We start from the raw sequence: 22,930 nt of genomic DNA, 5'->3' as shown, positions 1-22,930 counted from the left end.
TGATGTCCTGTGATTGCGATGGGGCGGCAGATGCGGGCACATTGCCGTCAGTCCAGATGGCGCACACGGCGTCGCTTTCGGGCCGCCTTGATGGCGCCGATGCGTTCGGTGTCCTCTTCCCCGAGATGCCGCCCGCGTTCCAGAATCTCGAGCGTGTATTCCTCATAGGTCAGGCCCAGCCGCTCGGCCTTGTCCATGCGCAGCAGCATGACCTCGCGGCTCGGCGCTTTCCACGCCTTGGCATGGGCGGCCTGCCAGGCAAGGAAGATATAGGGATCGCCCTTGCCCCATGGCGGCCCCTTGTACTCGTCAAGAGGCGGCCCCCCATTGTGGGAGCGCTTCGGTCGTCTGGCCATGAGTTCAACCCCTGACCAACGCGACGAGATAGTCGGCGCCGGGTTCCAGGGCGTGGAAGGTACAGTCCGACGGCGCGCCGAGCGCCAGGCAATCGCCAGGGTCGAGCCGGTGCACCACATCGCCCTCGATGAACTCGAGCCGCCCCGAAATCAGCCATATCTGCTGCTTGATGAATGCATAGGACGCAGCGGGAAAACTGACCCTGGCGCCCGCCGGCAACTGGACCCTGATCAGTTCCAGCGGCATGTCCGAGGCGGGCGACAAATGCCGCCTGACATAGCCCGTACCGGGGTCGCGCCACACCGGTTGATCGGCCGTGCGAAGCAGCCCGCCGCCTTGCAATTCGGCGCGCGCGATGAGGGTCGACAGTGTCATGCCGAAGGCCGACGCGATGCGCACCAGAAGGGCCGCCGTCGGGCTGGTCTTGCCGCGCTCTATCGTGCTCAGCATCGCCTTCGACACAGCGGAGCGTTCTGCAAGCTCGGCCAGCGACCAGTCCCGCATGGTCCTCTCGGCGTGTATCCTTCTGCCGATGGTCGAGGAAATATCGTTCGCTATATCATCCATATGTCCATTATAGCGAAATATCGATTCCGGAGAAGAGCTGTCTCGCGACAATTTTCACGGGTCCCTTAATCGTCTTTACACCATCCGACCTCATCCCGCCTTAACCCCGTTCCTGTAGGCTCGATGCTCCAGGGGAAATGGGGATTGGCCTATCCATGTATGTCGAACGCGAAGCCTCCGTTGGAGAACCGACATTGCAGGAGCGCCGCAACGCAGAACAGAACGACAGGCGCATTCTGGGCAACGTCGTGCAATGCGACGGTGCGCGCGCCACCATCGGCGCCTTTGCGGACGATATTGACGGCGCGGTGACCGGCCTGTGGACAGTCGGCAAGATGATTTCCATCAATCTGGGATCCACGCGAACCGTCGGCCTGGTCTACGGGATCGGCAAGTCGGACCGCGCCTGGAGCAATGAAGGTCAAAACCCGATCGAGGTCAGCATCGAGCTGATCGGCGAAGTCCGCGACGGAGCAGAACCTGGCGCCAAGCCGATCTTCGATCGCGGCATCACCACCTATCCGCATATCGGCGCCATCGCCCATCGCATCCGCACCCGTGACCTGCAGGCGGTCTATGATCTGGCCGGGCGTCATTCGATCACCATCGGCACACTCTCGCAGGACGAGACGATCGCCGCCAACATCGCCATCGACGATACGTTGGCGCGTCACTTCGCCGTGGTCGGCACCACCGGTGTCGGCAAATCCACCGCCGTCTCGTTGCTGCTGCGCAAGTCGATTGCGGCACGGCCGGACCTGCGCATCCTGATCCTCGATCCGCACAACGAGTTCGCCGCGTCGCTGCCCGAATATTGCGTCAGGGTCGATTCCAAGACGCTCGACCTTCCGTTCTGGATGTTCAGGCTGGAGGAGTTCGCCGAGGTGCTGTTCCGCGGCCGCGAGACGGTGCCGGAAGAGATTGACGCCTTGCGCGACCTCATCCCCGCCGCCAAGAACCTTTACCGCAACCCGAATTCGGGCAGCTACATCAGGCGCGGCAGCGATGCGCTGACCGCCGATACGCCGGTGCCTTACCGCATCGCCGACCTCATCAAGCAGATCGACGAGCGTATGGGCATGCTCGAAAGCAAGACCGATCGTCCGACGCTGAAATCCCTGAAGACGCGCGTCGAATCGGCGGCTGCCGACCCACGCTACCGCTTCATGTTCAACTCGCGCCTGATCGAGGACACCATCCACGAGACGATCGGCAACCTCTTCCGCGTGCCGCATCATGGCCGCCCGGTGACCTGCTTCGAGATGGCCGGCATGCCGTCCGAAGTGGTCAATTCCGTCTGTTCGGTGCTGGCGCGCCTGGCCTTCGACCTCGCTTTGTGGAGCGAGGGCAAGCTGCAGCTTCTGCTTTTGTGCGAAGAAGCGCACCGCTACATGCCGGCCGATCCGCGTCTCGGCTTTGCGCCGACAAGGCACGCGCTGTCGCGCATCGCCAAGGAAGGCCGCAAATATGGCTGCTATCTCGGCGTCGTCACCCAGCGACCGGGCGAGCTCGACCCGACCATCCTGTCGCAATGTTCGACCTTCTTCGCCATGCGACTTGCCAACGAGCAGGATCAGGCGATCATCCGTTCGGCGATTGCCGACTCATCGGCCTCGACGCTGGCTTTCCTGTCGTCCATGGGCCAGCGCGAGGCCATTGCCTTTGGCGAAGGCGTGGCGACGACGATGCGGCTGAAGTTCGAAAAACTATCCTCGGAATTGATCCCCGGCACCAACAAACGCGAAGAAGCCGCATCGAAAGCCGGCGAGGATGTCGACCTGGTGGCAATCGTCGAGCGGCTGCGCAACGTGCCGAAACCAACGCAGCAGGCGATGGCCTTCGCCGAAGTCGTCGATTCAAGCCGCCAGGCCGGCGATCCCGACTACCGCAAGCCACCGGCCACCAGCCGCGTGCAATCGGATGACGATTTCGACATGCGCTACGGCCTCAAGCCCGCGACCTTCGGCCTGCGCCCGCAAAACGACTGAGCCGACAGCCTTACGCCATTCCGCCGACCGACTGGGAAGCCACATCAAGCTTCCAGAGCAGGGCGTCGTTGGCATGCATGGGTAAATCCCGAAAGGGAATTCATCAGGCCGAGTTGAATGACGTGGCTTTCGAGAAGCCGGAGCGGAGCGGACATTTAGTCCGTGAGCACCGGAAGTCGAGAAAGCCGCGTCAGGCGACCGGCCTCATGAATTCTTCTTCGGGATTTTAGGCGCAGACGCGGTTGCGGCCTTGCCTCTTCGCCTCGTAGAGCTGGCGATCTGCGCGGCGATAGAACTCCTCCGCGGTTTCCTTGCGGTCCCAGACAGCCAGACCGACGCTGGTGGTGATCTTGAGCCGGACATTGCCGGAGAGCACCGACATGTTGGCGACCGCCTTGCGGATGCGCTCGGCAAACTTGCCCAGCAGTTCGGCGTCCATGTTGGGCGTGACCACGGCGAATTCCTCGCCGCCCAGCCGCGCCACCACGTCGTGATAGCGAGTCATGTCCTTGAGGCAGCTCGCGACCGCCTTGAGCACCTCGTCGCCGACATCATGGCCATGGGTGTCGTTGACCTGCTTGAAATGGTCGAGGTCGAGGATCATCAGCCCGACGGGCTTTTCGATGCGCCGGAACTCCTCCAGATATTCCTTCAGCGCGTCGTCGAAATAGCGCCGGTTCTGCATGCCGGTCAGGCCGTCGGTCAGGGCGGCATGCTCGAGTGTCTCCGAGCGGGCGCTGAGCGAAACCGTCATGGCGCGCAGCTTGCCTTCCTCCGTCGCCTGTTTGCGGATCAGCGGATAGATGAAGAAGATGCCGAAGAACAGCGCAGTGGCCAAAAGCACGCCGGTCGCGAACAGCAGCTTGTTGAGATAGATGACCTTGTCCATGCCCGAAGCCGTATGCAGCTCGGTGGCGAAGGATTGCAGCAGTCCATAGGCATGCAGCGTCACCAGGCCGGCGGCCAGGATCACGAAGATAAAGACGAAAAATGCTGATTCCGCCTTGTGGAAACGCATCTGCTCCCCAATGGAAAAGTGCCCACTGACCTTATGGCATGGGCGGGCTTACGGAGGGTTAATTTGGACAACCGCAACGGGAACCTTACCTTGCAGATAAACTTTTCAGGTTGCAATGGAAACAGGCGATCAAATCGTGGTTTCCAGATCGTCACCGGGCCGCAATCTTTGCCATTCCGAGCCCAATTGATGCCTGAACCAGGTCGTTTGCCGCTTGGCATATTGCCTGGTTGCGATCTTGGCGCGCTCGATCGCCTCGGGAAAGCCAATCTCTCCAGCCATCGCAGCCTGCAGTTCGCGAACGCCGATCGCTTTCATCGCCGGCAATTCGGTGTCGAGGCCGAGCGCCGATAGCCGCTTGACCTCGTCCAGCGCTCCCTTGTCCAGCATCTGGTCGAAGCGTTTTTCGATGCGGTCGACCAACGCCGCTCGATCCGGCTCGATCACGAAGAAACGCGCGCTCTGCCTGTCGATGAGCGGCCGGCCGCGCTCCGCCTGCCATTCCCGGATCGAACGGCCCGACGCGTCGAGTACCTCCAGTGCCCGCACGATGCGCTGGCTGTCGGTCGGCTTCAGCATCATGGCAGCCGCCGAATCCTCGCGCAGCAGCAGTCTGTGCAGCTTGACTGCGCCCTGCTCCTTCAACTCAAAGCGCCAGCGGTCACGAATCCGCTGCGGAATGTCGGGCATTTCCGAAATGCCCTCGGCAAGCGCACGGAAGTAGAGCCCGGTGCCACCTGCAAAAATAACAGGCTGTCCGGAGAGCGTACCGTCCTCGATCAGCTTCATCACGTCGCGCAGCCACGCACCGGTGGAATATGCTGTGGCCGGGTGGACATGGCCATAGAGACAATGCGGCGCGCGGGCGAGGTCGTCCGCCCCCGGCCGGGCGGTCAGCACGTCGAGCACCGAATAGCCCTGCATGGAATCGGTGTTGACGACGACGGCGCCCTTGCGCTCGGCCAGCTCGAGCGCAAGGGCCGACTTGCCGCTGGCGGTCGGCCCGGCTATCAGGATCGCGTCCCTCACGCGGCCCTCGCCCGCCTGTCTGCCGGAATGTTCCATGCCGCTCATCGCCACGCTTGTTTCCCGTCCCGCCGATCGCGCATTGTCGCAGTCGCTTGCGAATATGGCGTCACGGTCGGTCGGCGCAAGCGCTGTTGTCTGGCTTGCCGACGCGATTGCCTGCGATCTTGCCTTGCCGCGGGAGGCTGACGCCGCCGGGACTAGTGCCGCCTTGCGCGCAGCACTCGCCACCGAACCGGTCGACGTAATCGTCCAGCAGGCAGAAACCCGCCGCAAGAAGATCCTCATCGCCGACATGGATTCGACCATGATCGACCAGGAATGCATCGACGAACTGGCCGACGAGATCGGCGTCAAGGATCATGTTGCCGCCATCACAGCGCGATCGATGAACGGCGAGATCGCGTTTGAACCGGCTTTGCGCGAGCGAGTGGCGTTGTTGAAGGGCCTCGATGCCGCCGTGGTCGACCGCATCGTCGCCAATCGCCTGACGCTGGCCGCGGGCGGCGGTGCGCTGGTGCGAACCATGCGGGCCAATGGCGCCTGGACGGCGCTGGTGTCTGGCGGGTTCGAGGTCTTCACGACGCGCATCGCGGCCATGCTTGGCTTCCAGGAGAATCGCGCCAATCGCCTGCTCGAACAGGACGGCCGCTTCACCGGGCTGGTCGGCGAACCGATACTCGGTCGCGCCGCCAAGGCCGATGCGCTGATCGAGATTTCCACACGCCTCGGCCTGACGCCGACTGACGCAATTGCCGTCGGCGACGGCGCCAATGATCTCGACATGATCCGGCTGGCCGGCACCGGTGTCGCCCTCCATGCCAAGCCGACGGTGGCGGCACAGGCAAAGGTGCGCATCGACCACGGCGACCTGACAGCATTGCTCTATGTGCAGGGCTACAGACAGGAAGAGTTTGTGCAATGAAACCAATGCGAACCGAGCGCCTGATCCTGCGCAACTGGGAAGATCGCGATCGCGAACTGTTCCACCGGATCAACTCCGACGAACAGGTCATGGAATTCTTTCCGTTCCGCCGCAACCGCGCGCAGGCGGACGCCAAGATGGACGAGGTCCGCGCCTGGGTTGATGAGGACGGCTATGGCTTCGCCGCGGCCGAGATTGCGGCCACCGGCGAGTGCATCGGCTTTGTCGGGATAACCGGGACAGAAGACATCGACGTCCTACCCGACGGCACGATCGAGATAGGCTGGCGTCTCGCCCCGGAATTCTGGGGCAAGGGCTACGTCACCGAGGCGGCCGAGGCCTGGCTCGCCTACGGTTTCGAAACGCTCGACCTGGACGAAATCGTGTCTTTCGCGGTCTACGACAACCATCGCTCCACCGCCGTCATGAAACGCCTCGGCATGAGGTTCGACCCGGCCAGCGACTTCGACCATCCCGACGTCCCTGACAGCCACCCGTCGCTCAAGCGGCATGTCCTCTACAGATTGTCGCGCAGGGACTGGCAGGCAAGAAAAAAGGCGGCTCAATAGCCGCCATTTTTCTTCTCAAAATCAGGGACTACAAGCCTTTCCGGACTTCAGTCCATCCGGATCGTCACGAACCTGAGCTCGCCGGTCTTCGACGCCAGCATCAGCAGCGCGTTCTTGCGCCCTTGCTCCTTCAGGGCGCCAATCCGGTCCATGACGTCCTTGGGCGTGGCGACTGATTCCTGTGCGATCTCGGTGATCACTTCGCCCGGCTGGATGCCGCGTTCGGCGGCAGCCGAATCCTTGGTGACATCGGTGATGACGACGCCGGAGACATCCGCGGCAATGCTGAACTTCTTGCGTGTCTCGTCGTTCAGTTCGCCGACGGTCATGCCAAGCACCGAAGCCGTCGAGACGGCCGGAGCCTTGTCACCCTTGTCCTTGTCGGTGTTGCTGCCGTCCTCGCCGCTGGCGAGCTTTTCGCCATCCTCGAGCCGGCCGAGCGTCACCTTCACGGTCTGCTCGACGCCCTTGCGCACGATTAGCACGTCGACCGCCTTGCCGACCGGGCTTTCGGCGACCACGCGCGGCAGGTCGCGCATTTCATGGATGTCCTTGCCGTCGAATTTGAGGATGACGTCGCCGGCCTGGATGGTGCCGTTGTCCACCGGGCCGCCCTTGATGACGCCGGCGACCAGCGCGCCCTTGGCAGTCGCCATGCCGAGGCTCTCGGCGATGTCGTCGGTCACCGGCTGGATGCGCACGCCGAGCCAACCGCGCCGGGTCTCGCCGAACTGGCGCAACTGGTCGACGACGCCCGAGGCAAGCTGCGAGGGGATGGAGAAGCCGATGCCGATCGAACCGCCCGACGGCGAAATGATCGCGGTGTTGATGCCGATGACTTCGCCGGCGCTGTTGAACAGCGGACCGCCGGAATTGCCGCGGTTGATCGCGGCGTCGGTCTGGATGAAATCGTCATAGGGACCGGAATTGATGTCGCGGTTGCGGGCCGAAACGATGCCGACCGTCACCGTGCCGCCGAGGCCGAACGGATTGCCGATCGCCATGACCCAGTCGCCGACGCGCATCTTGGTGGAATCGCCGAACTTCACCGCCGTCAGCTTGTGGCCCTTCGGGTCGACCTTCAGCACCGCGACATCGGTCTTGGTGTCGGTGCCGACCAGCGTCGCCTTCAAGGTGATGCCGTCCGAGAAATTGACCTCGATGTCGTCGGCATCGGCGATCACGTGGTTGTTGGTGACGACGATGCCCTGCTCCGCGTCGATGACGAAGCCGGAACCCAGCGACTGCACTTTCTGCCCGCCATTGTCCTTGTCGCCGCCACGGTTCTTGAAGAAATCGTCGAAGAAATCCTGGAAAGGCGAACCCTCGGGCAACTGCGGCATCGGCACCGCGCCCGGACCTTCCGTACCCTTCACAGTCTGCGAGGTCGAGATGTTGACCACCGCGCCGAGCAGGCCTTGCGCCAGGTCGGCAACCGAAGCAGGGCCGTCGGCGGCCAATGTCGGCGTCACGAAGGACGGGGCAGCGACGGCGCTGACAAGAAGTGCTGCCGCGCCGGCGATCAGCGTCCGCCGTGCCGCGCGCAAAAGGGTGTTGGATGTCATCGAGAAGCCTCCCGGTATTCTTGAAAAGAAAAGCGCTTCGACGAAAACGCCGCGTCGCGCCATGTTGGCAAAAAATAAGGCACGTTTGCGGCTATGACTATCGGCAGCGGATAAATCATCCGTTATCCCGGGATCGAACTTCGTATCCCCGGATCGAAGCTCGTATCCCAGGATCGAAGTTCGTATCCCCCGGGATCGAAGCTCGCCGCCCTCACCCGCTTCGAACCAGCCAGACGATGCCGACACCGATGGCAATCGCCGCCAGCCCCGCGATCCGCAACGCATTCTCGGGCAGCGACAACACTTCAGTGGCGAGCTTCCTGGCAAGGCCTGGAAAGCCGCCATAGACCAGACCTTCAAGGACAAGGCCCATGGCGGCGAGAAAGTCCTGCACCTGCCGCTACGGGCTGGTGCTGGGCTGTGCCGCCGGCGCGGCAGGTGCCGTCGCAGGCGCGGCAGGTGCCGGTGAAACCGGCTTCGCTGGCGCCTCCTTGCCATCAGGATCGCGGAAGAACCGGAAGAACTCCGAGTTCGGCGACAGCACCATGGTCGTCCCGGTGTTGTCCAGTGCCGTGCCATAGGCGTTCATCGACCGATAGAAATCGAAGAAGGCCGGGTCGCGCTTATACGCTTCCGCGAAGGTGGCGCTGCGCTGGGCTTCGCCCTCGCCTCGCAGGATTTCCGACTCTTTGCGCGCTTCGGCAACGATCTCGACCACTTCGCGATCGGCGCGAGCCGTTATGCGCTGTGCCGCTTCGTTGCCGCGTGCCCTCAGCCGCGCAGCCTCTGCGAGGCGTTCGGCCTTCATGCGGTCGTAAGTCTGCTGCGAGACTTCCGCGGTGAGATCGGTACGGCGAATGCGGACATCCTCGATCTGCAGGCCGAGCGACGTGGCGTCGGGCCGAAGCTGATCGCGGACTTCGCGCATCATCACGGCGCGCTGTTCGGAGAGCGCGGCCTCGAAATCGCGCAGACCGTAGACACGCCGCAAGGCAGCGTCGAGACGCGTCCTGAGCCGGGCTTCGGCCAGTTCGATCTGACCGGACACGGCGGCACGGAAGACGCGCGGATCCGAGATACGATACGCGATGAAGGCATCGACCTCATAGAACTTGCCGCCCGACACCTGGACGCGGATGTTGTCGAGGTCGAAGCGCAGCACACGGTTCTCGATCAGTTGCACCGTATCGGCGTCGAAGAACGAGAACGGCGCCTTGAAGTAGATGCCGGGCTCGCTCTTGACGTCGACGATCTCGCCGAACCTGAGCACCAGCGCCTGCTGGCGCGCATTGACCACGAAGACCGACGAGTAGAGCAGGAACAGGATGATGGCCGCGGCGACGACGATGATGGGGAGACGATTGGCCATCACTGGTTACCTCCCGTAACGGCAGCAGGGGCGGCCGGTGCCGGCGCTTTCGGCTGCAATGCCGGCAGCGGCAGATAGGGAACGACCCCTTGCCCGTTGCCCTGCTCGACGATCACCTTGTTCGAATCCTTCAGAACTCTCTCCATGGTTTCCAGATACAGGCGCTTGCGTGTCACATCCGGCGCCTTGGCATATTCGTCATAGACCGAGATGAAGCGCTGCGCCTCGCCTTCGGCTTCCTGCACGACCCGGTTCTTGTAGGCGGCCGCGTCTTCACGAACCTGTGCGGCCTCGCCGCGCGCCTGGCCGAGCTTCTGGTTGGAGTACTGGTTGGCCTGCTCGACGAACTTGTCCTCGTCCTGCTCGGCGCGCTGCACCTCGTCGAACGCATCGGCCACCTCGCGTGGCGGTGCAGCATCCTCGATCGAGACGGCGTTGACGTTGAGGCCGGCCTTGTAGCCGTCCAGCGTCGTCTGGATGATTTCGCGAACCGAGGCGGCGATGCCCTGGCGGTCATCGCGGAAGATGTCCTGCGCCGGCCGGCGGCCGACGGCTTCGCGCATGGCGCTTTCGGCAACCTGCCGCAGCATGCCGTCGGGATCGGAGACGTCGAACAGATAGGCCCGGGGGTCGGAGACCTGATAGGCCACCGAGAACTGGACGTTGACGATATTCTGGTCGCCCGAAAGCATCAGGCCGTTGCCGCTGGAGTTGCCGCCGCCAATGTCGACGAGCTGTTCGGAGATCTTCGCCGTCTCGACGGTTTCGAGCGGCCACCAATGGAAATGCAGGCCGGGCTGCGACAGTTCGGCCTTCGGCTTGCCGAAGCGCAATTCAACCGCGACCTCGTCGGGCTGCACGGTGTAAACCGCCTGGAACGCCCACAGCACCACAAGTGCGGCCGCAATCAGCGCGAAAATAGCCGGGCTCGCGCCACCGCCACCTGGCAGTGCGCGCCGCAACCTGTCCTGGCCGCGGCGGATGATGTCTTCGAGATCGGGAGGCGAGCCCTGCGGGCCGCTCGGTCCCTTTGGTCCCTGCCCCCAGGGTCCCTGATTGTTGCCGCCGCCGCCCCATGGGCCGCCGCCGCCGCTTTTATCGTTCCAGGGCATGAATGTCCTTTCGCATGGAATTCCCTCAAGCGCCGGTATTATGGCGCGAAATCCAGTATCGTTCTTCTATAGGGACGCCACGAGACGCTTTCAACGCGATGCGTTGCCGACTTCGTCCGATTTGGTCCGGTCGCGACCCTTTGTCGTCTTTCAATGCACGTCGCGGCGGCGCTCGTAAACCGAATAGCGCGTCGCGTGGCTGTCCTTTTCCCCCGCCGGAACCTCCTGTGAGCTGACCATACGCCAGGAATTGGGATCGATCGGCGGGAAATGCGCATCGCCGTCGACCGTTGCCAGCACATGGGTGACGTGCAACCGGTCGGCCAGCGGCAGCGCCTGGGCGTAGATTTCGCCGCCACCGATGACGCAGACTTCGTCTACGCCGGCCATGCAGCGCCCGCGCACCGTCGCCAGCTGGATCGCGGCTTCGAGCGAATGCGCGACCTCGATGCCCTCGGCGCGCCAAGCCTTGTCGCGGGTGACCACGATGTTCAGCCTGCCCGGCAGCGGCCGGCCGATGCCTTCAAAGGTCTTGCGGCCCATGATGATCGGCTTGCCCATCGTGTCGGCCTTGAAGCGCTTGAGATCGGTCGACAGGCGCCAGGGCAGCGCGCCTTCCCGCCCGATCACGCCGTTCTCGGCAATGGCAACGTAAATCGCGACGTGCATCAGTTGGCATCCCCGGCATTGTTGTCCGTCGGATCGAGAAGCAGGATGTCGATGTCGTGCTCGGGATAGAAATCGTCCGCCGTCATCTCGAACGTCGTCGGTCCGATCTTTTTGACATTGTCGCCGCAGAACGAGACCAGCGCTTTCGGATTGACCTTGTCGACGGTCAGCTTGAACTTTCCGATGGTGCCCGCCGCCCAGTTGCCGCCGGTAGTCAGGACATAGGCGATGCGGCTTTCGTTGTACTGGGGATAGCCGTCTGGACCATCCTTCGCCGCCTTGCGCACCGCGTTCTCGAAGGTATCGTCCATGCAGTAACGGGTCTTGTAGCTGGCGTATTGGCCCTGGAACTTGCCGTCGAAGAAAAAGCTGACCGAAGACGTGCCGCCGACGCTCGGCTTGTAACGGTGCGAGACATGAACGTCCTTGTTGGCCGGAAAGGTCGAGCGCCACCAGTAGGTCGACCGCAATTGCCAGAACGGCGCGTAGTTGGGTTTCGCGCCGGGGCTGTCGTCAATCGTGTCCTCGATGATGATGCCGCGGTTGACCCAGTCGTCGGCCACCGCTTGCGGCAGCTTTGCCAATGCAGCCTTCGCCGCGTCGCCGAACGGGTTGAACGGTACATTCTGCGCCTTCAGATCCGCACCGATGTCGATGCCGAGCGCGAACACCTTCTGCTCGAGCTGCGGCTTGGCGGCGACACCGTCGATCGTCACCTCGAAGCCGAGAAAATTGTCGCTCTGATTTTCAGGGATCGCCGGCATCTCCTCGGGATCGCCAGAAATGTCGGGCATCGGGAACGCGACGATCGCGTCGACATCCTTGTCGGTGTTGTTGTGGAAGACGTAGTCGACCGTCACCTTTTCCGGCGAGATGAAGAGGTCCTCGCTTTGCATCGACACCGCATCGCTTCGCGACAGGGTCAGGCCGCCGGTGCCGAGCTCGGCAACCGAATCATTGGCGAATGCAGGCGCGGCTGAAAGCGCCAGCACGGCGGTCAGGACGTATCGCAACATGGAAGCCCCCTCGGCTAGAATGCCGACACGACCCTAGCCGTTTCAATGTGGCGTTTCAAAGCCCTTCCGCATCCGCGGGCGCGCCATGACGCTCTGGACTAACAGGTTTCGATCGGGCAGGAGATCGTTCCATGCGCAAGCTTCTCGTCATCGGCATCGGCGCCGGCAATCCAGACCACATGACCGTTCAGGCCATAAACGGCCTCAACCGCGCCGACGTGCTGTTCATTCCCGACAAGGGCGCGAAGAAGAACGACCTTGCCGATCTGCGCCGCCAGATCTGCGATCGCTTCGTCACCAACCCGAAGTCGCGCCGCGTCGAATTCGACGTGCCGGTGCGCGCCGAGCCGGCGCCCTCTTACCGCTCGACGGTCGACGACTGGCACGAGGCCATTGCCGCCATCTACGAAGCCCTGATCCGCGACGAGATTGCGCAGGATGGCTGCGGCGCCTTTCTGATCTGGGGCGATCCCTCGCTCTACGACAGTGCGCTGCGCATCCTCGAGCGCGTGCACCTGAGAGGCAATGTCGCGTTCGAACTAGAGGTCCTTCCAGGCATCACCGCTATCCAGGCGCTTGCCGCCAGCCACAAAATGGCGCTGAACCGCATCGGCGATTCCGTCCTCGTCACCACCGGTCGCCGCCTCTCCCAGGAGGGCCTGGCCGACAATGCCGGCAGCACCGTCGTCATGCTGGACGGAAAATGCGCGTTCAATACGCTTGCCGACAAGGATGTCGCTATCCATTGGGGCGCCTATCTCGGTACCCCGGACGAGATTATTCTCTCGGGCCGGATCGGTGATATCGGCCCGGAGATCGAAAGGGTCCGCGAGGAAGCCCGTCTGCAAAAGGGCTGGATCATGGATACGTATCTGCTGCGCAAGCGTGGCGAGCCGCAGGACGATCGGTAATTTTCAGGAACCGAAGGTCCAAACCTAACGACCTACGCCTGCCGTCGTTTCAAAATTGCGCAGAATTCAAAGTTGTTGTGCGGCGTGGCATAGACTTGCTCGACATCCAGCCCGATGAGACCGAGATTGGAAAGTGCCTCTATGCCGTCGCGGAAGCTTTGCGGCGTAAATTGCCACGCGTGAACATCGACGTATGCCCCGCCGGAATTGTCATATTCGCTCATGGCCACGGAGACCGCAGCAATATTCTGCCGATAAACCGGCAGCCCATGATCTCCGGCCCAATGACGGGCAGCGTCATTGTGCGTGATCAGGGCTCTGTGTTCGATGACGCTCTTTATGCTGTGAACGCTGTTGCCCCGAGCGTTGATGAAATCTGCAATTGAGCTCTCTGGAATGAAGTGATCGAAGCAATAGCGCTTGTCCGGTACAATCAGGAGGTATCTGCCTGTCGGCACGAGTATCCTCTCGACCTGTCTCAGATGGTGGATGAGATCCGGTTGATGCTCGATGCAGTGACTGCTCAGGCAGAAGTCAAACGTCTCGGCGACAATACCCAAATCGCCGGTGCTGGAGACATAGTCGATATCCACAGGGGCGGTGGAGTATGGGTAGCCGACCGCATCCGCCCTCTTGATCAGGCCATGCTTGTCCAAGACGTCGAGATATCTGACGTTTGGACCCCGAAGCGTTGGGTTGGTGAAAGGCCCGATCTCAAGGGCTGATTTGCGTCCGACAAGGGCAGTCAGGTCGTTTCGGTGAAACTTTGTGGGGCCGGCGTCCATTCGAATTAGCCCGCGCCTGAGCAGCGGTAGCAGCCTTCTCAACAGGGGCAGCGAGGCAAGCCGCGCCCGCATTGCGCGAGGCAATAGCCGCCAGACATTCGTAAGCCGAGGCACTACCCTCATCGCGCAGCGCCTCTTCGTGTTGCGTTGTTGCTAGTGCCGCGCTGCTTCCAAGATCATGGCCTCAGTTTCCTCGATGTATTGAGTGCTCAGGGGCCGATCCGCTGTGCATCAACGTGTCGTCTAACCAAGAGGCGCCAATTCTAACCAAACATCCGGAGCCGGACAACTGGCCCGCGAGGGCCGCCCTGTCGGCCTCTGGTTCACGCGGTGAACTGCGCCAGGGCGTCCCATCTTCCGCTCGGCACCTTTCATCCGGCATCGATTTCAGCCTGCAACGCCTCCATGTGCGTCGCAGCCGCCGCCGCCGCCGCGCGCTCGATGGCGCGGAAGCGGCTGACAACCGCAAGCCCCACCGCAGTCAGTTGCGCGCCGCCGCCCTTGCGGCCGCCGGTCTGCGCCGCGACCAGCGGTTTGCCGAACACCCGGTTCATGTCCTCGACCAGGTCCCAGGCGTGCTTGTAGGACATTTCCATGCCACGCGCGGCGGCAGAGATCGAACCGAAGGCGGCGATCTGCTCCAGAAGCTCGATCTTGCCCGGTCCGATGCGCCCGTCGGGGTCGAGATTTATCCGCAAGCTCAGCGACGGCATTTTTGCTCCTCCGCGGTCACGTCCGATCCCATACTAGAAGCTCCTCAGCGATACCGCTATTCCAAAAAAACATAGCGATGGTCAGCCATCCGCTTCGGCGGGCAGGCCGGCGCCGGTGTTTGCCCGGTCGAAGCTCACCGTCTTGACCACGGCGAAAACCTTGCCGCCGGGCTGGAGCTTCAGCGCCTGCCGCGACTGCTCGGTGATGCGGGCCAGCACGGTTGCGCCGTTGCAATCGATGCCGACCTCGACGGTCGCGCCCTCGCCCGGGGCGATGGCAACAATCGTGCCCGGCAGAATGTTGAGCGCGCTCAGGCCTGTCGGTTTCTCCGTTGCGATCATCACGTCGCGGGCGCGGATGCGGATGCGCACACGCGCCCCTGTCGTCATCGCTAGCCGCGGCACCCGGATCTCGCCGGCGGCCGAGCCGAGCACGGTCATGCTGAAAACCTCGTCATGGTGCAGCACCTTCGTGTCGAGCACGGCGCCGCCCTCGGCGCGCTCCTCCGCCGGCAGCAGGTCGAGCCTTTGCATCACCGCCTCGATCGGTCCGCTGGCGATGACATGGCCCTGCGCCAGCGTCACCACGTCGCTGGCCAGCCGCGCCACCTCGGCAACCGAATGGCTGACATAGACGATCGGGATTTTCGTCTCGTCGCGCAGCCGCTCGATATAGGGCAGGATCTCGGCCTTGCGCGCCTCGTCGAGCGAGGCCAGCGGTTCGTCCATGAGCAGCAATCTAGGGCTGGCCAGCAACGCCCGGCCGATCGCCACGCGCTGCTTCTCGCCGCCCGAGAGCTTTGCCGGTCGCCTGTCCAGCAGCGGTCCAATGCCGAGCAATTCGACAACGCCATCCATCTCGGCGTAGCGCTCCGTTGCCGGCGTGAACCAGCGGCCATAGCGCAAATTGCTGGCCACGCTCATATGCGGAAACAGGCGCGCATCCTGGAACACCATGCCGATGCGGCGCTTGTGCTTTGGCACGAAAATGCCAGCGCCCATGTCGACCAGCACGCGGCCATCGACCTCGATGCGCCCTTTGTCGGGCCGGATCAGCCCGGCGATCATGTCGATCAGCGTCGTCTTGCCGGACCCGGAGGGTCCGAACAACGCCGTCAGCCGCCCGGCGCTCTCAAAGCGAACATCGAGGCTGAAATCGCCGAGGCGATGGCTGATGTCGACAAGGACGGTCATTCAATGTCCATCCGCCGTCCGACACGCCGCGCCAGCACCTCCGAAGCGACCAATGCGGCCATCGAGATGACAATGGAGATCAGCGTCAGCCTGAGCGCGCCTTCATCACCGCCCGGCACTTGCGTGAAGGTATAGATCGCCGACGGCAGTGTCTGCGTCTCGTTGGGGATGTTGGACACGAAGGTGATGGTCGCGCCGAACTCGCCCATCGCCTTGGCAAAAGCCAGGATGGCGCCGGCGATCAATCCGGGCAGGATCAGCGGCAGCGTGATGGTGGCGAACACCCAGTAGGGATTTGCGCCGAGCGTTCCCGCCGCCGCTTCCATCTTGCGGTCAACCGCCTCGATCGACAGCCGGATGGCGCGCACCATCAGGGGAAAGCCCATGACGCCGCAAGCGAGCGCCGCACCCGTCCAGCGAAACGAGAAGACGATGCCAAAATGCTCGGCCAGGAAGGCGCCGGCCGGCCCTCGCTTGCCGAAGGTCAGCAGCAGCAGATAGCCCGTCACCACCGGCGGCAGGATCAGCGGCAGATGGACCAGGCCATTGAGCAGCGTCTTGCCCCAGAATTGTCCTCGGGCAAGCAGCAGCGCGATCAATATGCCCGGCGGCAGGCTGGCGAGCATCGCCACCGTCGCCACCTTGATCGACAGCCGGACCGCATTCCATTCGTCGGGAGTGAGGTCCAGCAGCCAGTTCATGCGTTGGTTTCGTACCTCAATTGCTCGGCGTCAGGACAGTAAATCCCTGCTCCTTGAACAGCGCACCAGCCTTGCCCGACTGCAGGCATTTCAGGAAAGCCGGCGTATCCTTGTCCTTCGAATCGGCGGTCTGGGCAACCGGATAGATGATCGGCGGATGCGAATCCTCCGGGAAGGTGCCGACCACCTTGACGCCCTTTTCGGCGTGCGCGTCGGTGGCGTAGACGATGCCGAGGGCGGCTTCGCCGGTCGAAACCAGCTTAAGCGCCGCGCGCACATTCTCGGCCTGCGCCACCTTGCCTTCGACCGACGACCAGACACCGAGCGATTCAAGTGCGGCCTTGCCGTATTTGCCGGCCGGCACAGCCTTGAAGTCGCCCATGGCAAGCTTGCCGTCGCCAATCAGCTTGGCAAGGTCGAAACCCTTCTCGATCTTGGTTTCAACCGTCGAGTCCTTCGGAGCCACCAGCACGATCTCGTTGCCGAGCAGCTTCACTTCGGTGTCCGGCTTGGTCAGCTTCTTGTCGGAGAGATATTTCATCCAGTCGAGGTCGGCCGAAATAAAGACGTCGGCAGGTGCGCCGCCCTCGATCTGCTTGGCCAGCGCCGAGCTTGCCGCGTAGGAGACAGTCGCGGCCTCGCCGACATCGGCCTCGCATGCCTTGTTCACCGCGTCGAGCGCGTCCTTGAGGCTGGCCGCGGCAAACACCACCACCTTGTCTTCCGCATGCGCGGCCGGCACTGCCGCCGTCAGCGTCGCGGCAAAACCGCCAATGGCGATCGCTTTCAATCCGAAACCTTTGCGCGTCATGGAAAACTCCCCTGGGTTTGAAATCCGATCGGCTCGAAGCCTGCCAACCGATATATCCGCATGAATATAACAAGGGAAGGCCCGTACCCCTGTGCGACATCGATTGTTCTGGTAAGACGGGCAAGGAAACCCTGGAAAGGAAACTTCGATGAAGATCAGCGCTCGCAATATCCTTAAGGGAACGGTCACCGAGATCGTCAAGGGAGCCACCACTTCGCATGTCCGGATCGACATTGGCGGCGCCGTCGTCACCGCTTCGATCACCAACGAGGCCGTCGCCGATCTTAAGCTCGAAAAGGGCAAGCAGGCCTATGCCGTGGTCAAGGCTTCGGACGTGATGGTCGGCATCGACTGATCGGTGCCTGATTTCGAGGGTGAGCCGATCGGCGGGACTTAGACCGCGATCGGCGCCTTGATGGTCGCGTCGGCGACGTAGTTTTCCAGCCGGAAATCCTCGAAGCGGAAGGCGAACAGGTCCTTCACCTCGGGATTGATCCACATTGTCGGCAGCGCCCTTGGCGTGCGCTGCAATTGTTCGCGCGCCTGTTCGAAATGGTTCGCGTAGAGATGCGCGTCACCGAGCGTATGGACGAAATCACCTGGCTTCAGCCCGGTCACCTGCGCCACCATCAAAGTCAGCAGCGCGTAGGAAGCGATGTTGAACGGCACACCGAGGAAGATATCGGCGGAACGCTGGTAGAGCTGGCAGGAAAGCCGGCCTTCGGAAACATAGAACTGGAACAGGCAGTGGCATGGCGGCAGCGCCATGGCTTCCACTTCGGCCGGATTCCAGGCTGAAACGATCAGCCGCCGCGATTGAGGATTGCGGCGTATCTCTTTCAAAAGATTTGCTATCTGGTCGATGGAACCGCCATGGCCATCCGGCCACGAGCGCCATTGTTTGCCGTAGACCGGGCCGAGATCGCCATTCTCGTCGGCCCATTCGTCCCAGATCGAAACGCCATGGTCGGTGAGGTATTTGATGTTGGTGTCGCCGGCCAGGAACCACAGCAGTTCATGGATGATCGACTTCAAGTGCAGCTTCTTGGTGGTGGTGACGGGAAAGCCGCGCGCCAGATCGAAACGCATCTGGTAGCCAAACACGGAGCGCGTGCCGGTGCCGGTGCGATCACCGCGATCGGCACCGTTGTCCAGCACATGCTGCAAGAGGTCAAGATATTGGCGCATCGGTTCCGGCTCGATTCGAGATTTTACCAATCATAGCGCATGTGTGGGCTGACGCCACGCTAGGATCATGCGCAAAACCAAAAAGTGCCACAGCATCCTTTGCGCGTCCGAAAGGACGCACGGCGCTGTAGGAAGCGCAGAAAACCGTGCTAGTCGGCGGCCAGAGCAGAATTATCAAAAGGTCTCAGAGGGAGCCGAGCTTGCCCAGGTCCTTGGCGACCAGATAGTAGAAAGTCACCCGGTTCTTGGTGTTGTCGGCGGCCATCGCCTTGCAGACCTTTTCGATCGACGCATCAGCCTTCTTGTCGTCTGATATGCCAAGCTTTTTTGACACCCAACCGGCCTTGACGCGGTCGAGTTCCTTCGGGTCGGTGCAGGACACCAGCGAGGAATCGCGGTTCCTGAGCGCAATGCCCAGATGCTTCACGATCTTGTCGACCACGTCGGCGCTTGCCGCGGCGTCGTATTTCTTCACGTCTGCAAGATAGTCGGCCATCAGAATTCCCCTCGTCGGCGCCACCGATCGATCGATGAGGGCTGTGGCGCGCTGCTGCAACTTGTGCGCTAGGTCGGTAACTCCTCACCGTCTCAAAGCTTCGGTTGAGACCGCGCCCAAGTCAACCCTCGGCAACGCGGTTTTGGCGTGGGGACAAAGTGCCATTGCGGCCTTTCATTTTCCACCACAGACCCCTATATTCGTTTTGTCGGCTTGACCGACTATGGCGATAAATGGGCGATGAAATAAGCCGTTCGGACCCGGGGGCGGTACCCGGCGCCTCCACCAAAAGCCGCTGCTGTGTACAGGGCGGTTTTTGCTGGGGGCGAAATAGGATCGACGAAGGTGTAAAGATCGTACTTTTGCCCGGCATTGTACCACCGTCATCGGGCTAAACTTATAGTTGCCAACGACAACTATGCGGAAGCACGTCTCGCTGCTTAATGCGGTGCGATAGCTTCAATTCAAGTCCTAGAGGTTCGCACTTCTAGGCGGGGTTCGGAGGTACCTGGCAACAGAAACCTCCACTTCTCCCTCCTTTGTCAGTCCTATGCACCGCGCCCATGGCTGCGAAGCGCGCAGCACCGCGTACCCTTCTCCATGGACAAAAGATGCAGAACGATTCCGATCGATTCTTCGTGCTGACCGGTGGTCCGGGCTCCGGCAAGACCACCTTGATCGAAGCCTTGCGCCGGGCAGGCTTTGCCACCTCGGTCGAAGCCGGCCGCGGCATCATCCGCGACCAGTCCACCATAGGCGGGACTGCCCTGCCCTGGCACGATCGCGCGCTGTTTGCCGAGTTGATGCTGTCGTGGGAGATGCGCTCCTATCAGGTCGCGTGCGACCAGACAGGCCCGGTCTTTTTCGATCGCGGCGTGCCGGACACGCTTGGCTATTTGCGCATCATCGACCTGCCTGTTCCCGAGCACGTCATGCATGCCGCCGAACGCTTCCGCTATGCCAAGCGCGTCTTCATTGCTCCGCCATGGCCTGACATCTTCACGCAGGATGCCGAGAGAAAGCAGACGCTCGACGAGGCCGAGCGCACTTATCATGCGCTGGTCGGCGTCTATACGGAACTGGGCTACGAGCTGGTCCCGCTGCCATTGGCGCCGGTCGAGGTCCGGCTTCGATTTGTGCTGACCGAGGCAGGATTGAGATAAAAAAGACCGGGCTAGCCCGGCCTTTTCATCGATTGCAATCGCTTATTCCGCCGGTGCCTCGACGGCTTTGCGCGAGCGGCCGAGCGTGACCTTGGCCAGCGTGAAGGAGATCACCGCGCAAAGCGTGATGCCGGCCACCATCGGCAGCGGCGTGCCGTCGAAGAACACCCCGGCGACGCCCATGGCGAGCGCGCCGATGGCGAAGTGCAGCGTGCCCATCAACGCCGAAGCCGTGCCGGCGATCTCGCCGTGCTCTTCCATGGCCAGCACCGAGGTGGTCGGGATGACCAGGCCGAGGAAGCCGTAGCCGACGAACAGCAACGCCGCCATCACGTCGAGCCGGTCTATGCCTGTGGCCATCACCGCGAACAGCACCACCATCGTCGTGGCGTAGCCAGTCACCGCGACACGCACCACGCGCCGCAGCCCGAAGCGCTCGGCCAGCAGACCCGTCAGCTGCGACATGCCGATAAAGGCGACCGCATTGATCGAGAAGAACACGCTATAGACCGAAGGCGAAAGCCCGTAGTGGTCGATCAGGATGAACGAGGAGCTCGACAGATAGACGAAGAAGCTCGCAATGCCGAAACCGGCGATCGCCACCAGACCGAGGAAGTTGCGATCACCCATCAGAAAGCGGTAGCCGGAAAGCGCGGTTGCAAAGGAGGAACCGGCGCGGTCTTCCACCGGCCGCGTCTCCTTGAGCGAAGTCGCCAACAGGATGGTGGCAAGCACTGCCGCACCCGTCACCGTCCAGAACACCGCGCGCCAGCCGAAACTCTCGATGATCTGGCTGCCGGTCAGCGGCGCCAGGATCGGCGACACCGAAAACACCAGCATCAGCAGCGACATCAGTTTGGCAGCCTCATTGCCGGTGTGCAGGTCTCGCACGATGGCGCGTGGAATGGCCATGCCGGCGCTGGCGCCAAGGCCTTGCAGGAAGCGGAAAGCGATCAGCCATTCGATGGTCGGCGCCATTGCCGAGCCAATGCCGCCGATCATGAACAGCGCAAGGCCGCCATAGAGCGGCAGCTTGCGGCCGACCATGTCGGAGATCGGCCCGACGACGATTTGGCCAAAACCCATCGACAGGAAGAAGATCAATAGGCTCATCTGCACGGCGGCGGTGCCGGCGTGCAGATCCGCGCCGATCGATGGCAGCGCGGGCAGATACATGTCGATGGCGAACGGGCCGATTGCGGACAACAAGCCGAGCACGACCGCGATGCGGAGGAATTTGGGACTCATGATAAAGGCTTCTTTCGAATCTGGTTGCCGCCGCAGGCCGGCGGGTAACCCAAGGACGTTCCATCCCCTGAAATTCCGACTCTCCAAGAGCGAATTCTCTTCGTCTCTCCGGAGCCAAATCTCTTCGTATTGTGTCCACAAATTTAGACACTCTTGTCTAATTCGTCAATCACCTCTATATAGAATTCCATGAAGCTGCATGTTTCTCCTGACACTTTCCCGCCACGCGGCCATGAGGCCAAGCGCATTTCGATTGTCGACGCCGCCGCTGGAGTTTTTTGTCGCGAAGGTTATGCCGGCGCCAACATCGACCTGATCGCGGTCGAGGCCGGCGTCTCACGCCAGACCGTCTATAACCATCATGGCGACAAGGAAAAATTGTTCGTCGCCGTGGTGCGCGATCTGACCGAGCGCTGCAATACCGGCATTTTCGCCACCATTGCCACCTTTCCCGATCAGCCCAAGGACCTCGAAGCCGATCTGATCGGCTTTGCCGTGCGCTTGAACCAGAACTGCATCTGCAACCGCGACGGAAAATTCCTGCGCAAGCTGATCCAGACCGAAGGCGAGCGCTATCCCGAACTGTTCGCCGAGTGGCTCAAGCAGGGCCCAGGCCGGACGTGGCCGGCTATCGCCGCCCGCTTCGCAAGGCTGGCTTATGGCGGTTACCTCGCGATCGATGATCCCGATGTGGCGGCACGACAGTTTCTCGGTCTCGTCAATGCCGAGTTGCAGACGACCTTCATGCTCGGCGGCACGCCGCGCGAGGACGAGGTGCTCCAGTCGGCGACCAATGGCGTGCGCACCTTCCTGCGTGCCTTCGGCAAGCGCCGGTCCGTCGCATCGGTTGAAAAGCAAGCTGCGCTCGCCGGCGCTTGAGCGATCAAATCGCCGGCAATAATCCTCGTCTCGGTGCGGAGGTGATCTATATGCGGTTTACGCCGCGCTCAAGCTTGATTACAGCTATGCGGACGATTCAACGGAACCCGACCGCCACATGGCCGACGACCACATCCGCTACGACATTCTGGCCCAGGAGGCGTTGCGCGGCGTCATGCGCAAGGTCCTGGCCGAAGTCGCGCGCACCGGCCTTCCCGGCAACCACCACTTCTTCATCACCTTCCTGACCGGCGCGCCCGGCGTGCGCGTGTCGTCACGGCTGCGCGAGCGTTATCCCGAGCAGATGACCATCGTCATCCAGTTCCAGTATTGGGACCTGAAGGTGACCGACACCGGCTTCGAGGTCGGCCTGTCCTTCTCCGACGTGCCGGAGAAACTCGAAATCCCGTTCTCGGCCGTGCGCGGCTTCTATGATCCTTCGGTCAATTTCGAACTCGAATTCGACGTCAAGACCGACGGTGTCGCCGAGGAACCAGCCGCTGAAGCCTCGCCCGAGCCGCTGACCATCGTCTCCGAGAAAAAGCCGAAGGCCGAGAAGAAGGCCGCCGCCGCCGAGCAGGAGAAGAAGCCCGCTGCTGCCGACGCCGCCACCAAGGGCGCCGAAGTGGTCTCGCTCGACGCCTTCCGCAAGAAATAATC

General features: G+C 62.3%; 26 protein-coding genes and 1 other RNA gene. 9 read left to right on the top strand and 18 right to left on the bottom strand.

What is annotated here, in order from left to right; translation table 11 throughout:
• Window positions 1–47: 47 nt before the first annotated feature.
• Together AC1DZU_RS18360 and AC1DZU_RS18355 are read right to left on the bottom strand one after the other, a co-directional pair.
• Window positions 48–356 (bottom strand): hypothetical protein, encoded by a 309-nt coding sequence (locus AC1DZU_RS18360; RefSeq protein ID WP_477287010.1) that lies wholly within the window; start codon window positions 354–356, stop codon window positions 48–50.
• A gap of 4 nt (window positions 357–360) precedes the next feature.
• Window positions 361–924: a helix-turn-helix domain-containing protein gene (locus tag AC1DZU_RS18355; protein ID WP_477287008.1), complete on the bottom strand. Its 564-nt coding sequence runs from the start codon at window positions 922–924 to the stop codon at window positions 361–363.
• 155 nt (window positions 925–1,079) lie between these two features.
• On the opposite strand from AC1DZU_RS18355, the gene AC1DZU_RS18350 reads away from it, so the two are divergent.
• Window positions 1,080–2,912, top strand: coding sequence for an ATP-binding protein (locus tag AC1DZU_RS18350; protein ID WP_477287006.1), 1,833 nt, complete (start codon window positions 1,080–1,082; stop codon window positions 2,910–2,912).
• Between the two features lie 226 nt (window positions 2,913–3,138).
• Here the strand turns inward: AC1DZU_RS18350 and AC1DZU_RS18345 are convergent, their stop codons facing one another.
• Together AC1DZU_RS18345 and miaA are read right to left on the bottom strand one after the other, a co-directional pair.
• The gene (locus AC1DZU_RS18345; RefSeq protein WP_477287004.1) at window positions 3,139–3,930 is read right to left on the bottom strand and encodes a GGDEF domain-containing protein; all 792 of its coding nucleotides are present in this window, start codon (window positions 3,928–3,930) and stop codon (window positions 3,139–3,141) included.
• Between the two features lie 129 nt (window positions 3,931–4,059).
• Entirely contained in the window at window positions 4,060–5,004 is a 945-nt protein-coding gene (gene miaA, locus AC1DZU_RS18340; RefSeq protein ID WP_477287002.1) for a tRNA (adenosine(37)-N6)-dimethylallyltransferase MiaA, read from the bottom strand.
• Between miaA and serB the strand changes: the two genes are divergently transcribed.
• Both serB and AC1DZU_RS18330 read left to right on the top strand, forming a co-directional pair.
• Window positions 4,994–5,881: a phosphoserine phosphatase SerB gene (serB, locus tag AC1DZU_RS18335; RefSeq protein ID WP_477287000.1), complete on the top strand. Its 888-nt coding sequence runs from the start codon at window positions 4,994–4,996 to the stop codon at window positions 5,879–5,881. The genes miaA and serB overlap by 11 nt on opposite strands.
• Entirely contained in the window at window positions 5,878–6,450 is a 573-nt protein-coding gene (locus AC1DZU_RS18330; RefSeq protein WP_477286998.1) for a GNAT family N-acetyltransferase, read from the top strand. The genes serB and AC1DZU_RS18330 overlap by 4 nt, the downstream gene beginning before the upstream one ends.
• 47 nt (window positions 6,451–6,497) lie before the next feature.
• Here the strand turns inward: AC1DZU_RS18330 and AC1DZU_RS18325 are convergent, their stop codons facing one another.
• The 6 genes from AC1DZU_RS18325 to AC1DZU_RS18300 all read right to left on the bottom strand — a co-directional run bounded on the left by AC1DZU_RS18325 (window position 6,498) and on the right by AC1DZU_RS18300 (window position 12,181).
• Entirely contained in the window at window positions 6,498–8,015 is a 1,518-nt protein-coding gene (locus tag AC1DZU_RS18325) for a DegQ family serine endoprotease (RefSeq protein WP_477286996.1), read from the bottom strand.
• A gap of 211 nt (window positions 8,016–8,226) precedes the next feature.
• Entirely contained in the window at window positions 8,227–8,409 is a 183-nt protein-coding gene (locus AC1DZU_RS18320; RefSeq protein WP_477286994.1) for a DUF2065 domain-containing protein, read from the bottom strand.
• Window positions 8,410–8,415: 6 nt separating this feature from the next.
• A complete protein-coding gene (hflC, locus tag AC1DZU_RS18315; RefSeq protein ID WP_477286992.1) occupies window positions 8,416–9,384 on the bottom strand; it encodes a protease modulator HflC in 969 nt (322 codons plus the stop codon).
• Complete coding sequence (gene hflK / locus AC1DZU_RS18310) at window positions 9,384–10,496, bottom strand: FtsH protease activity modulator HflK (protein WP_477286990.1); 1,113 nt, start codon at window positions 10,494–10,496, stop codon at window positions 9,384–9,386. The genes hflC and hflK overlap by 1 nt, the downstream gene beginning before the upstream one ends.
• A 150-nt stretch (window positions 10,497–10,646) precedes the next feature.
• Window positions 10,647–11,165, bottom strand: coding sequence for a dihydrofolate reductase (locus AC1DZU_RS18305; protein WP_477286988.1), 519 nt, complete (start codon window positions 11,163–11,165; stop codon window positions 10,647–10,649).
• Complete coding sequence (locus AC1DZU_RS18300) at window positions 11,165–12,181, bottom strand: DUF4424 domain-containing protein (RefSeq protein WP_477286986.1); 1,017 nt, start codon at window positions 12,179–12,181, stop codon at window positions 11,165–11,167. The genes AC1DZU_RS18305 and AC1DZU_RS18300 overlap by 1 nt, the downstream gene beginning before the upstream one ends.
• 131 nt (window positions 12,182–12,312) lie before the next feature.
• Between AC1DZU_RS18300 and cobF the strand changes: the two genes are divergently transcribed.
• Window positions 12,313–13,092 carry a precorrin-6A synthase (deacetylating) gene (gene cobF, locus AC1DZU_RS18295; protein WP_477286984.1) on the top strand — a complete coding sequence of 260 codons (780 nt, stop codon included), beginning with the start codon at window positions 12,313–12,315 and terminating at the stop codon, window positions 13,090–13,092.
• A gap of 32 nt (window positions 13,093–13,124) precedes the next feature.
• Here the strand turns inward: cobF and AC1DZU_RS18290 are convergent, their stop codons facing one another.
• From AC1DZU_RS18290 to modA, 5 genes are all read right to left on the bottom strand, one after another.
• Window positions 13,125–13,877, bottom strand: a complete 753-nt coding sequence (locus tag AC1DZU_RS18290; protein WP_477286982.1) for a methyltransferase domain-containing protein — start codon at window positions 13,875–13,877, stop codon at window positions 13,125–13,127.
• Between the two features lie 371 nt (window positions 13,878–14,248).
• Window positions 14,249–14,590 (bottom strand): winged helix-turn-helix domain-containing protein, encoded by a 342-nt coding sequence (locus AC1DZU_RS18285; RefSeq protein WP_095087111.1) that lies wholly within the window; start codon window positions 14,588–14,590, stop codon window positions 14,249–14,251.
• Window positions 14,591–14,671: 81 nt separating this feature from the next.
• Window positions 14,672–15,784 carry a molybdenum ABC transporter ATP-binding protein gene (modC, locus tag AC1DZU_RS18280; protein WP_477286979.1) on the bottom strand — a complete coding sequence of 371 codons (1,113 nt, stop codon included), beginning with the start codon at window positions 15,782–15,784 and terminating at the stop codon, window positions 14,672–14,674.
• Window positions 15,781–16,485 carry a molybdate ABC transporter permease subunit gene (gene modB / locus AC1DZU_RS18275; protein ID WP_477286977.1) on the bottom strand — a complete coding sequence of 235 codons (705 nt, stop codon included), beginning with the start codon at window positions 16,483–16,485 and terminating at the stop codon, window positions 15,781–15,783. Before modB ends, modC begins: the two co-directional genes overlap by 4 nt.
• A 16-nt stretch (window positions 16,486–16,501) precedes the next feature.
• Window positions 16,502–17,296, bottom strand: coding sequence for a molybdate ABC transporter substrate-binding protein (gene modA, locus AC1DZU_RS18270; protein WP_477286975.1), 795 nt, complete (start codon window positions 17,294–17,296; stop codon window positions 16,502–16,504).
• A gap of 148 nt (window positions 17,297–17,444) precedes the next feature.
• Between modA and AC1DZU_RS18265 the strand changes: the two genes are divergently transcribed.
• Window positions 17,445–17,651, top strand: a complete 207-nt coding sequence (locus tag AC1DZU_RS18265) for a TOBE domain-containing protein (RefSeq protein WP_477286973.1) — start codon at window positions 17,445–17,447, stop codon at window positions 17,649–17,651.
• A 38-nt stretch (window positions 17,652–17,689) separates the two neighbouring features.
• Here the strand turns inward: AC1DZU_RS18265 and AC1DZU_RS18260 are convergent, their stop codons facing one another.
• Both AC1DZU_RS18260 and AC1DZU_RS18255 read right to left on the bottom strand, forming a co-directional pair.
• On the bottom strand, window positions 17,690–18,484 hold the full coding sequence (locus AC1DZU_RS18260; protein ID WP_477227035.1) for a thymidylate synthase: 795 nt from the start codon (window positions 18,482–18,484) through the stop codon (window positions 17,690–17,692).
• A 184-nt stretch (window positions 18,485–18,668) separates the two neighbouring features.
• Entirely contained in the window at window positions 18,669–18,980 is a 312-nt protein-coding gene (locus AC1DZU_RS18255; RefSeq protein ID WP_095087099.1) for a DUF2853 family protein, read from the bottom strand.
• 168 nt (window positions 18,981–19,148) lie between these two features.
• Here AC1DZU_RS18255 and ssrA point away from each other — a divergent pair.
• Window positions 19,149–19,509, top strand: a transfer-messenger RNA (tmRNA) gene (gene ssrA, locus AC1DZU_RS18250).
• An 82-nt stretch (window positions 19,510–19,591) separates the two neighbouring features.
• Complete coding sequence (locus tag AC1DZU_RS18245) at window positions 19,592–20,143, top strand: AAA family ATPase (protein WP_477286970.1); 552 nt, start codon at window positions 19,592–19,594, stop codon at window positions 20,141–20,143.
• 42 nt (window positions 20,144–20,185) lie between these two features.
• On the opposite strand, the gene AC1DZU_RS18240 is transcribed toward AC1DZU_RS18245, so the two are convergent.
• The gene (locus AC1DZU_RS18240; protein ID WP_477286968.1) at window positions 20,186–21,391 is read right to left on the bottom strand and encodes a multidrug effflux MFS transporter; all 1,206 of its coding nucleotides are present in this window, start codon (window positions 21,389–21,391) and stop codon (window positions 20,186–20,188) included.
• A gap of 189 nt (window positions 21,392–21,580) precedes the next feature.
• Here AC1DZU_RS18240 and AC1DZU_RS18235 point away from each other — a divergent pair, with 189 nt between their 5' ends.
• Complete coding sequence (locus AC1DZU_RS18235) at window positions 21,581–22,270, top strand: TetR/AcrR family transcriptional regulator (RefSeq protein WP_477286966.1); 690 nt, start codon at window positions 21,581–21,583, stop codon at window positions 22,268–22,270.
• 118 nt (window positions 22,271–22,388) lie between these two features.
• Complete coding sequence (locus tag AC1DZU_RS18230) at window positions 22,389–22,928, top strand: SspB family protein (RefSeq protein ID WP_477286964.1); 540 nt, start codon at window positions 22,389–22,391, stop codon at window positions 22,926–22,928.
• Window positions 22,929–22,930 lie beyond the last annotated feature (2 nt).

The sequence above is a fragment of the Mesorhizobium sp. P2_A12 genome (assembly GCF_056405075.1).
This window is presented reverse-complemented; position numbering and strand designations above follow the sequence as displayed.

Excerpts from the sequence above, each read along its gene's own strand:
- modA (WP_477286975.1), bottom strand. The coding sequence starts at position 17,296 with ATGACGCGCAAAGGTTTCGGATTGAAAGCGATCGCCATTGGCGGTTTT.
- hflK (WP_477286990.1), bottom strand. The coding sequence starts at position 10,496 with ATGCCCTGGAACGATAAAAGCGGCGGCGGCGGCCCATGGGGCGGCGGC.
- modB (WP_477286977.1), bottom strand. The coding sequence starts at position 16,485 with ATGAACTGGCTGCTGGACCTCACTCCCGACGAATGGAATGCGGTCCGG.
- AC1DZU_RS18355 (WP_477287008.1), bottom strand. The coding sequence starts at position 924 with ATGGATGATATAGCGAACGATATTTCCTCGACCATCGGCAGAAGGATA.
- AC1DZU_RS18235 (WP_477286966.1), top strand. The coding sequence starts at position 21,581 with ATGAAGCTGCATGTTTCTCCTGACACTTTCCCGCCACGCGGCCATGAG.
- AC1DZU_RS18230 (WP_477286964.1), top strand. The coding sequence starts at position 22,389 with ATGGCCGACGACCACATCCGCTACGACATTCTGGCCCAGGAGGCGTTG.
- miaA (WP_477287002.1), bottom strand. The coding sequence starts at position 5,004 with ATGAGCGGCATGGAACATTCCGGCAGACAGGCGGGCGAGGGCCGCGTG.
- AC1DZU_RS18345 (WP_477287004.1), bottom strand. The coding sequence starts at position 3,930 with ATGCGTTTCCACAAGGCGGAATCAGCATTTTTCGTCTTTATCTTCGTG.
- AC1DZU_RS18300 (WP_477286986.1), bottom strand. The coding sequence starts at position 12,181 with ATGTTGCGATACGTCCTGACCGCCGTGCTGGCGCTTTCAGCCGCGCCT.
- serB (WP_477287000.1), top strand. The coding sequence starts at position 4,994 with ATGCCGCTCATCGCCACGCTTGTTTCCCGTCCCGCCGATCGCGCATTG.
- hflC (WP_477286992.1), bottom strand. The coding sequence starts at position 9,384 with ATGGCCAATCGTCTCCCCATCATCGTCGTCGCCGCGGCCATCATCCTG.
- AC1DZU_RS18285 (WP_095087111.1), bottom strand. The coding sequence starts at position 14,590 with ATGCCGTCGCTGAGCTTGCGGATAAATCTCGACCCCGACGGGCGCATC.
- AC1DZU_RS18330 (WP_477286998.1), top strand. The coding sequence starts at position 5,878 with ATGAAACCAATGCGAACCGAGCGCCTGATCCTGCGCAACTGGGAAGAT.
- AC1DZU_RS18260 (WP_477227035.1), bottom strand. The coding sequence starts at position 18,484 with ATGCGCCAATATCTTGACCTCTTGCAGCATGTGCTGGACAACGGTGCC.
- AC1DZU_RS18360 (WP_477287010.1), bottom strand. The coding sequence starts at position 356 with ATGGCCAGACGACCGAAGCGCTCCCACAATGGGGGGCCGCCTCTTGAC.
- cobF (WP_477286984.1), top strand. The coding sequence starts at position 12,313 with ATGCGCAAGCTTCTCGTCATCGGCATCGGCGCCGGCAATCCAGACCAC.
- AC1DZU_RS18290 (WP_477286982.1), bottom strand. The coding sequence starts at position 13,877 with ATGGACGCCGGCCCCACAAAGTTTCACCGAAACGACCTGACTGCCCTT.
- AC1DZU_RS18350 (WP_477287006.1), top strand. The coding sequence starts at position 1,080 with ATGTATGTCGAACGCGAAGCCTCCGTTGGAGAACCGACATTGCAGGAG.
- AC1DZU_RS18240 (WP_477286968.1), bottom strand. The coding sequence starts at position 21,391 with ATGAGTCCCAAATTCCTCCGCATCGCGGTCGTGCTCGGCTTGTTGTCC.
- AC1DZU_RS18265 (WP_477286973.1), top strand. The coding sequence starts at position 17,445 with ATGAAGATCAGCGCTCGCAATATCCTTAAGGGAACGGTCACCGAGATC.
- modC (WP_477286979.1), bottom strand. The coding sequence starts at position 15,784 with ATGACCGTCCTTGTCGACATCAGCCATCGCCTCGGCGATTTCAGCCTC.
- AC1DZU_RS18325 (WP_477286996.1), bottom strand. The coding sequence starts at position 8,015 with ATGACATCCAACACCCTTTTGCGCGCGGCACGGCGGACGCTGATCGCC.
- AC1DZU_RS18245 (WP_477286970.1), top strand. The coding sequence starts at position 19,592 with ATGCAGAACGATTCCGATCGATTCTTCGTGCTGACCGGTGGTCCGGGC.
- AC1DZU_RS18255 (WP_095087099.1), bottom strand. The coding sequence starts at position 18,980 with ATGGCCGACTATCTTGCAGACGTGAAGAAATACGACGCCGCGGCAAGC.
- AC1DZU_RS18305 (WP_477286988.1), bottom strand. The coding sequence starts at position 11,165 with ATGCACGTCGCGATTTACGTTGCCATTGCCGAGAACGGCGTGATCGGG.